Below are 8,841 nucleotides of genomic sequence, written 5' to 3' on the forward strand. Positions count from 1 at the left end.
CTAAAGTTACTACAACCGTATTTATTAAACAAGCTTCTTATTTAGTCATCAAAGGTAACTGGAGGTATGAGGCGAATTCGCCACCCGTATGCAGCACATGCACACCTTGATTATCAGGGGTGCACCCAGGAGTTCCTGGCATTACTGATCCCAACTCATCCTTAGAACTAACCACTACTCTAAGGGTTTCGCCAGCCTGATAAGCTAGTCCGATTGGGCTTAAAACGATATCCAAGGACACAATCTCACCCTTAGCCAGCTTTTCAACCCGGTCAAAAGTATACGCAGGAATCTCATCCGTTGCCAGTTGCGCATCCAAATGACGCATTGAAGCTCGCAACCGACCCCAAGCACCCTTATAACGTAAGGCTGAGGCCCCTTCTTGTGTAAAGTCTTGAAGCGCCGCACCGTGATTTGGCACCACAAACTCACTCAAGACGTTACCGCGTTGATCTAGCTTTTGCACCCAAACGAAGATATCCATATCATCGTAGTCTTCAACTTCCATGAAGAGTTTCGCTTTAGGATAGCCCACAAACTGCGTGTCTTGATCGAAAGTTACTTGGAATGATGTCCGACCTGGTAGCCCACCCGCAACGTATTTCACTGGTAAATCCGTTTCTGGTAATTCTGTTTGCAATGTTCGCGCTGGTCCATTCAAATAGTAACGCACGTTTTGGCTCTCAGTTGGTGGGAAGGCCGTTGCAGGAATATCCGTTTGATTGTTACCTTCAAAGTCGATGGTCGTGTAACGGACTTTAGGCGTATCCAACCAGCCATTATCTTGACCTAATAGGTAGTAATCAAAGAAGCGCCGCAATTCTTCCGTATTTGCTTCGTCATAATAGTAAGGCCATTCTTGCCGATCATGAATTCGGAGCCACTTTTCTTGTGACCCCAACGTCCGCCAAGAACGGAACGTCCCAAAGGTATGCAAAGTGTTGGAATAGCTCGCAATGACAAAAGCTGGAAGCGTAATTTTACTGGCATCCGCAACCTTATCCTGCCACAGCGCTGCATCTGCTAGTGGATAAGCTTGCATTTCCTTAACTAAGTCTTCACGCTGAGCACCGGTTGCACTGACATGGTTAACCGCTAAGCGATCGATAAAGTTTTCGTCAGGAATCCCACCGATAAAGGCTAGGTCGCGGTAGCCATCACTCAAGCCTTCCGTTGGGTTGATACAAGTTAGGTGTGGTGGCATCTCTGAAGCAATGAACCACTGAGAGAATGCCAAATATGAGGTTCCAGTCAACGCCGTTTTGCCATTTGACCATGACTGTTCGGCTAACCATTCAATCAAGTCATAACCATCTTCGGCTTCTTGTGATCCGAGCATCGTGGTGTCACCTTCACTGTGCGCAATCCCACGCATATCAGGGTTGCAGACTGCATAGCCATGTTCCACCCAGTAAGTTGGATCTGGTGCTTCAAACTTAGTCAGACCCGAGTTCCACTGATTGCCCATTCCCAACATGTTGAAGAGGTTCTTGTACCGCGGTGCCGTCCCCGCACTCTTACCGTAAGGACTCCAAGCGATTAACGTGGGAACCTTTTCACCACTAGTTGGTAAATAGATATCTGTATAGATCGTCACACCATCACGTAACTCAACGGGAACGTCTTTCAACATCTTGATATCAACCGTCAATGGTTTAAAACCGGCTGCGATTTGTTGACCCTTCTTCAATAGCACTTCTTTCGTTTCAAAGGGGCTTAATACCCCGTGTTCAACACCATTATCAATATAATCAAATGCTGAACTAAATTTCATGTCTTCAGTAATTTTTACAGTCATCAGGATTACCTCCAATTAATTTATCGATCATCTTCTAAGCACTTTGAAGTATACCGGCTGTTCAAAGGCAAGTACAATCGCAATTCCGGATAGGATCCTGACAACTGGTCGTGTTATTCATATTTCGAATATCACAAGCCTTTATACGATTTATTTTTTGAATACTCATATTAATTGACCCAATCAGAATCATCCGGCAAAATAACATATAAGGTAAAAAACATCGTTATCATAAATAAAAAAAGGCGGTGGCTGCATGACTAAATCCGTTACTATTATCGGCGCTGGCATTGGTGGTTTAGCGGCCGCCGTGCGTTTACAAAAAATAGGCTACGCCGTTACCATCTATGAACAAGCCGATCAACCCGGTGGTAAAATGAATCAGATTACTGGTCAGGGCTTCACTTTCGACGTTGGCCCGACCATCGTAATGATGCGCGCCATCTACGAAGAAATCTTCGAATTTTGTGAAGTTGATCCCCATGACTACTTGCCGTTTCAGCGGGTAGAGCCCGTCATGCAACTGATTTTTGGCGACCAGACCACAATGCAACTATCTAGTGACCTACCATCCTTGATTGCTGAACTGGAACGCGTCGCTCCCGAAGATACCAGTGGCATGTTGGCCTTTCTTGCTGACATCTATCAACGCTATACGATTGCAAAACCAAACTTTTTAGACCGCTCGTTTCGCACTTGGCGTGATTTCTACAATTTACCCTCACTTTACGCCGGCTTGCAGTTAAAAACCTTCAACAATGCGTATCGCAGTATTTCTAAGTTCATTAAGAATGAGAATTTGCGCAATTCTTTAGCATTTCAAACGCTCTATATCGGCATTTCGCCCTACCAGGGACCGTCGCTATATAATATTATTCCCATGATTGAGCTATTCTACGGCGTCGACTTTCTGCCGGGTGGCATGTATACGGTTGTCACCAGCCTAGTTCGGCTATTCGAAGAACTTGGTGGCACGCTCCATCTCAACACACCGGTAACCGCCATCAATATTGATCAACGCGTTACGACCGGCGTTCAGGTTGCTGGCAAATCCGTTCCCAGCGACTACGTGATCTGCGACGCTGACTTCCCAACCGCCATGACGACGTTAATCAAAGACGAAAAGCAGCGTGGCAAATATACCAATCATAAAATTGCTAATATGGACTACTCCTGTTCCTGCTTAGTCTTCTACCTAGGACTCGACAAAAAATATCCGACTAAGGCATTACACACGATCCACTTCGCCAAAGACTTTCAGCAAAACATTGCCGACCTCTTTGACCACGGTCGCTTACCAACTGATCCGTCCTACTACGTCTACGTCCCATCACAGATGGACCCAAGTCTAGCGCCACCCGATTGCGAAGCCGTCTACTTACTAGTTCCAGTTCCTGAACTATCCAAATTCAGCGACTGGTCACCAGAAGTGGTCGCCGCCTATCGTCAACAACTATTAACTAATTTGAGCCAGACCGAACCATTTACAGACATCGAAGATCACATTATTTTCGAGCAACAGTTTACACCACAAGATTTCAAAACTCAATTTGGGGCGTACAACGGGGCGACCTTTGGCTTACGACCAACCTTAAAGCAGAGTAATTATTATCGTCCGCACAACAAGTTTTCCTACGCCGATCACCTCTACTTCTGTGGTAGCAGTACCCACCCCGGTGCTGGTGTCCCAATCGTCATGCAGAGCGCCAAGCTCGCCGTAAAGGAGTTGCTAACCGATGATCAACCTAATAAATAATCGCTTTGAAACTAACCGTGAAGCTTTTGAACACTGTGAACTGATTACCAAAAACGCTTCCCACGCTTTTCATACTGCCTTTTCACATTTACCACGCTATCGCGCTTGGAGTATTTACGCCGTCTATGCTTTTTGTCGGACTGCCGACGATTTAGTCGATGAGCATGACGACTTAGCTGGCCTAGATCAGTTGCAGCGTGAACTAACGGCTTTTATTAACGGCGCCCCGCCAACAACGCTGATGTGGCAGGCCTTAACCGTTGTCTTTGAGACTTATGACATGGATAGCCAGCCTTTCTTCGACATGTTACACGGACAACGTCAGGACGCTATTTTTACGCAGCCACAGACCCAAGCTGATCTGGAAGATTATTGTTACTATGTTGCTGGTTCAGTCGGCTTAATGATTCTGCCAATTCTTTCCACCAAACATCAACAGTTGCGGGAATTTGCGATTCATCTGGGCGTGGCGATGCAACTCACCAATATCTTGCGAGATGTCGGTGAAGACTATCAGAATCGGCGCCTCTATCTGCCAGCAGATGTCATGCGTGAGTACCAACTACAACGAACTGACTTACAAGCTACCCAACCATCGAATGACTTTATTAACTTATGGGAACACGAAGCTCAGATTGCTGATCATCAATACAAACTTGGCTTACAGATGATGCCGGATATTGATGCAGTTGCCCAGCCAGCCCTGTTAGCGGCAACTTACTTGTACCGCGAGCTTCTAACAGTAGCGCGTGAACAACATTATCCAGTTCTACAAGAACGGACGTATTTATCAGATGCGCGTAAAGCCCAAGTCTTACAACAAGTGAAACTGAACTTGCAGGCCTTGAATTCATCTTCCTAACAAAAGCAGCTTAACCGTGGGAATATTTCCCTTAAGTTAAGCTGCTTTATTTTATTATTCTCTAGTTGTCAGTTGAAGCAACCATCATTCTCAAAAAATAGTTACTCACAACTTTTAAGCTCAAGTGTTAGCCTTGCATACCATCAAATCAGCGTAAAGCCACTTAATTCTCTAATGCTGACGCTCTTCCAATCTTTTGCTAGTAGCAATTTGGCATCTGCTCTAAAACTATAGGCATGAAGAAAATTCTCACGATCAGTAAAATGGGATTCAAGCGCGTTAAAATTCAGGAACTCCTCGCGATTCACCATTAAAATATTATTATCTTTTTTCAGTAAAAAAAGATCCTGCCAATGATCACGTGTCACTAATTTATTTCGTTCTAATGCTTTGAGTGCTTTTCCAAAATCCACTAGATTGATCCTCCCAATTCGGATAGAAATTGATGCCTATTAGATAGCCTACAGAATTCCTGCAAAGATTACAATTACCCATATAAACCAATAAGGAAGCTAATCGTTATGACGGATAAAAGAAAAGCAGGCGCAATTGCCTTTATTTGGGTAACTGTAATAGCATCAGCAATTGAATCGTTGCTGGATAATAATTATTTTCTGAAATCGTTTTTGATAAAGTTCCAGCATATTGCTTGGTTAAGGTCGTTTGGTTCATGACTTTAGCGGCATAAAATACTGGCGCAGTAAAAGCTAAGTTCGTGTAGTGATTTATTGCCTTGCCATTTAGGGTATAGACTGCCGTAATTTTCTTCTGCTTAGCAAAGAAAGTCAGCATCTTCGTCAATACTTTTTTGGTCGTCTTATCCGGACTAGCCTGATAGCTGGCTGCCAAACGCCATGGCACGCGACACGCATTATAAGCGTAGTCATCATCATAGCTGGTCGCGACTTGCTTAGGTTTTACCGCTGTGACCGTTAAGTCAGAACCTGCGATAGTTACAAAATCTGCCATCAACCCACTCTGATGCTGAGCACTTAATTTCGCTAGCGCTTGCTGGCTTTGACTAGCAACCGTCAGCCAACTCCGATCGTCCGTATAACTTGCGAATTTTTTGAAATATAACGTAATCAAATCCGAAGTCCGCACCACGTCAGCTGTATCAGTGGTTGTCGCCCAATTACCGACTTTTGGCAAATGCGTGGTTTGATTCAGTTCATCCTTTTTAATTGCCGCGATCAGCTTTTTAGCTAAATCCTGGTAATTGATTGATCCCTTACTCCCCCACTGCTGATCGGCTAAAATCAAGGCATAGGCGATATCTAGGTCACCGTCAGTCGCACTATTCTGTTCCGTTTTACTGCTGACCATTTTACCGTTCGTCATCGTTTGTCGCCAAGCCATCAAAGGCGTCGATGAGCTAATGCGGTGTGCCAAATAATAACGGGTCAATTGATTGAAGGTCGTTTGGGTGCTCAGACCTTTCTTAGCTGCGTACGCGGTCACCAGCATGCCATAACCCTGCGCTTCCGAAAGTGTCTGGGTCGAACCTACTCCATTATTGGTTTTGACGTACTTTTGACGACCACCCGCTAAATAAGCTTTTTCCCATTCTTGATAGCGATTAGTCACATTATTAGCAACAGTTGCAGTCGTCGTGTTCTGTGCCTGTTGCGTCTTCCAAATAGATAGACCAATACCGAGCAACACGAGTACGAAGAGTCCACTGATTAAGAGACCTAATCTTGATTTAAGCTTGATTTTAAAAACCTCCTTAGAAGCGCTGTGTCTTATACCAATTGGCACGCCGGTTACCCGTCACTTTATCGCGGATAATATCCCAGACAGCGGCTAGCGAAACCACGATAAACAGTTGCGCATAGGTAAAGTACGATAACAGCGAATACAAAAAGTTTTTGATCGTTGCTTGCCCATAATCACTCGCTAAAGCGATGTTAATCTGTAGTAAATACAGATAAAACATTAGAATCCAGTTAATCACGAATAGTACCGATAACGTATTACCTAACTGAACAACCTCATGAACCTGCGGAAAGGCGATTCCCACGGTCTCCAAAACGATATTCAGTAAAAATAGCAGGTTGGAGATAATAATCGCCGTATTAAACCAAAAGAAGGTACACATGTAATAAACCACTTCTAGCTTGATTCGCCAAGAAGACCCATCAAAGAGATGTTTTAGATTAGACAAGATTACTTCGTAGTTGCCCCGTGCCCAGCGTTTACGCTGATTATAATAGGCAAACAGCGTTTCAGGTTCTTGTTGGAAAGCTTCGGCCCGATGCGCTAAGGCAATTAACTTACCTTTTCCCATTAGACTGAATGAAATTGCCGTATCTTCAGTTAACGCCCCGTTATTCCAACCGCCAATGGATTTAACAATTTCCTTATTGATAATGAAGTTCGTTCCAGGAATCCGGCCAATTTTGAACAACTGCCACAAGCCGGTATGCTGAATTCGTTGGGTATTAACGATTTCCAAATTGATACAACGTGTTAAAAAGTTCTGTTGGTAATTACGCGTTTTATTCCGACCAAAAGCCGCCGCGTAACGCTCAGGATTTTCCAAAATCTTTTGCACCAAGAAATAGAGCGCATTTTCTTCTGGCGCCGCATCCGCATCATACACACCCAGATACTCGCCCTTAGCAATCTTCAGGGCATCATTTAAAACCCCAGCCTTACCACCCGTCCCAGTTCGTTCAATCACCCGAAAATTACGGTTGGCAAATCGTGGTATCTTCGCCACTGCACGTACCCGGTCAGCCGTTGAATCCTCACAATTGTCCGCATATACGATCAGTTCTAATCGATCATCAGGATAGTTCATGCTCAAAATAGCTTGCACCGTATCCTGAATCACAATCTCTTCATTATGAGCTGGCACAACGACCGTCACTTTGGGGTAACGACTCAACTTAGGTAAATTGGCTACATCCGTATGCTTCAAATGTTTAAAAATAAAGATAACGCCACCCGTCAAGGTCACAATCGTCATTACAATTGATAACCAGATCGTCACTATCGCGATAACATAGAAGTCATTAATCATGATGATCACGTTTCCTTTCAGTATTGAAGGTTTTCACTGTCCGCTTCAGGATTAGCCACCAACAAACTGACAAACCAATAATGACAATGCCAAAAGCAATCGTTACGGTTAGACTAATTGGCAATAGCCAGCTTCCCATACTCATCAGTATCATCATTTTCACTCCTCACGATGCTAAAGATACTCCTTGACGATATCGGTTTCCGCACTTCGATCCAATTCCCGCAACGTATCTTCAACGCTGTAATTATGCACCTTATCCTGTGTCGAATAGGAGACTTGCCCCATTCGTAGCACCAGTGCATTTTTCGCCACCCCAAATTCTTGAGCAATATCCTCAATATGGTTCTTAATCTTTTGTTTCATAATTGGCGCATTCTCGGTCCCTAACATCGGTGATAAAATAACAAACTTACCCTGACCGATGTAATAGAGATGATCCACGGTAAATAACATGGTTTGAACGTGTTGCGCCGTTGCACGTAATAATTGATTAAATTGAGTGTTACCCAAAAAGTTAATTAAACTCTCTAAAAAATCGATCTTAACCATTGTTAACGTGAATTTATAATCTTTTTCATGATAATAGACTAATTTTAATTCTCGCTGAACAGCTTCTTCTAGTGCCTGTTCATTAAGGGCACCCGTAATAACCTCTAAATCAGGCTTTTCCTGCTGCAGTTTTTCTAATTCTTGCGCTAAAATTTTACGCTTCAATAATTGATGATCCAACAGATACATCAGATAAGTGGTCAGCGGTGTAATTGTCAGTAATGCAACGGCTGCCCATAGGTAAGTCGCGCGCGTGACTGGTAAGGCCAGTAAGATTCCCCCAGCTGTCATGCTGACAAAGGATAGCACGGCCCCTAAAAGAATATAAGTCATCCGTCCTAGTAACAGCCCTAACCCGAACGCCAAGATGACGATTATGAAACTGCTCCAGGCACCACTGACAGCGCTCAAATACAGAAGTGTGTATTGATAAATCAATATCAAAATCATCGCCCAAAAGACAATATTGTCGATTGATTTAAATTTCATTGTTAATCCGCACTCCTTTGCGTTGTATTTTCACAAGTACTTTGATGGTGATATAGTTACTACCAGTAACTGTCTTAATTGTACTATGATTTATGGTTTTTATCAGCAACAACGTTTATTTAAATAGACATTATTATGGTAAAAACACTGGCAATTTTGCGTAATAAGGTCTACCTAAAGTTATTGTAGCCATCAATTTCTATTACTGTTTTGATTTTATACCGTTAACTTAAGCGTTAATATTGGATCTCCAACACATTAATTGCATTTAATCAAAGTCGCATATTTTCCTAATGCAATATCCAGACCTCAAAAAAAACTCGCCATAATGAAGTGCAACAAAAAAGTTAGACAAA

General features: G+C 43.3%; 8 protein-coding genes. 2 read left to right on the plus strand and 6 right to left on the minus strand.

Going from position 1 to position 8,841, the window contains the following annotated elements:
* Nucleotides 1-37 precede the first annotated feature (37 nt).
* Nucleotides 38-1,798: a CocE/NonD family hydrolase gene (locus tag ACG95_RS11635; RefSeq protein WP_048000676.1), complete on the minus strand. Its 1,761-nt coding sequence runs from the start codon at nt 1,796-1,798 to the stop codon at nt 38-40.
* Nucleotides 1,799-2,054: 256 nt separating this feature from the next.
* On the opposite strand from ACG95_RS11635, the gene ACG95_RS11640 reads away from it, so the two are divergent.
* Both ACG95_RS11640 and ACG95_RS11645 read left to right on the plus strand, forming a co-directional pair.
* A complete protein-coding gene (locus ACG95_RS11640) occupies nt 2,055-3,554 on the plus strand; it encodes a phytoene desaturase family protein (RefSeq protein WP_048000677.1) in 1,500 nt (499 codons plus the stop codon).
* Entirely contained in the window at nt 3,535-4,416 is an 882-nt protein-coding gene (locus ACG95_RS11645; RefSeq protein ID WP_048000678.1) for a phytoene/squalene synthase family protein, read from the plus strand. The genes ACG95_RS11640 and ACG95_RS11645 overlap by 20 nt, the downstream gene beginning before the upstream one ends.
* Nucleotides 4,417-4,559: 143 nt before the next feature.
* Here the strand turns inward: ACG95_RS11645 and ACG95_RS11650 are convergent, their stop codons facing one another.
* The 5 genes from ACG95_RS11650 to ACG95_RS11665 all read right to left on the minus strand — a co-directional run bounded on the left by ACG95_RS11650 (nt 4,560) and on the right by ACG95_RS11665 (nt 8,485).
* Entirely contained in the window at nt 4,560-4,829 is a 270-nt protein-coding gene (locus ACG95_RS11650; RefSeq protein ID WP_048000679.1) for a Thoeris anti-defense Tad2 family protein, read from the minus strand.
* A gap of 142 nt (nt 4,830-4,971) precedes the next feature.
* Nucleotides 4,972-6,177, minus strand: a complete 1,206-nt coding sequence (locus ACG95_RS11655) for a family 8 glycosyl hydrolase (RefSeq protein ID WP_237756507.1) — start codon at nt 6,175-6,177, stop codon at nt 4,972-4,974.
* Nucleotides 6,146-7,444 carry a glycosyltransferase family 2 protein gene (locus ACG95_RS11660; protein WP_048000680.1) on the minus strand — a complete coding sequence of 433 codons (1,299 nt, stop codon included), beginning with the start codon at nt 7,442-7,444 and terminating at the stop codon, nt 6,146-6,148. The genes ACG95_RS11655 and ACG95_RS11660 overlap by 32 nt, the downstream gene beginning before the upstream one ends.
* The gene (locus ACG95_RS14555; RefSeq protein ID WP_160300369.1) at nt 7,437-7,601 is read right to left on the minus strand and encodes a hypothetical protein; all 165 of its coding nucleotides are present in this window, start codon (nt 7,599-7,601) and stop codon (nt 7,437-7,439) included. The genes ACG95_RS11660 and ACG95_RS14555 overlap by 8 nt, the downstream gene beginning before the upstream one ends.
* Nucleotides 7,602-7,618: 17 nt before the next feature.
* On the minus strand, nt 7,619-8,485 hold the full coding sequence (locus ACG95_RS11665) for a GGDEF domain-containing protein (protein ID WP_048000681.1): 867 nt from the start codon (nt 8,483-8,485) through the stop codon (nt 7,619-7,621).
* Nucleotides 8,486-8,841 lie beyond the last annotated feature (356 nt).

The organism is Lactiplantibacillus herbarum (assembly GCF_001039045.1).
GTDB lineage: Bacteria > Bacillota > Bacilli > Lactobacillales > Lactobacillaceae > Lactiplantibacillus > Lactiplantibacillus herbarum.

What these genes read in the sequence shown, in the direction of transcription:
- ACG95_RS11640 (WP_048000677.1), top strand. Translation starts at nt 2,055, where the DNA reads ATGACTAAATCCGTTACTATTATCGGCGCTGGCATTGGTGGTTTAGCG.
- ACG95_RS11645 (WP_048000678.1), top strand. Translation starts at nt 3,535, where the DNA reads ATGATCAACCTAATAAATAATCGCTTTGAAACTAACCGTGAAGCTTTT.
- ACG95_RS11635 (WP_048000676.1), bottom strand. Translation starts at nt 1,798, where the DNA reads ATGACTGTAAAAATTACTGAAGACATGAAATTTAGTTCAGCATTTGAT.
- ACG95_RS14555 (WP_160300369.1), bottom strand. Translation starts at nt 7,601, where the DNA reads ATGATGATACTGATGAGTATGGGAAGCTGGCTATTGCCAATTAGTCTA.
- ACG95_RS11660 (WP_048000680.1), bottom strand. Translation starts at nt 7,444, where the DNA reads ATGATTAATGACTTCTATGTTATCGCGATAGTGACGATCTGGTTATCA.
- ACG95_RS11665 (WP_048000681.1), bottom strand. Translation starts at nt 8,485, where the DNA reads ATGAAATTTAAATCAATCGACAATATTGTCTTTTGGGCGATGATTTTG.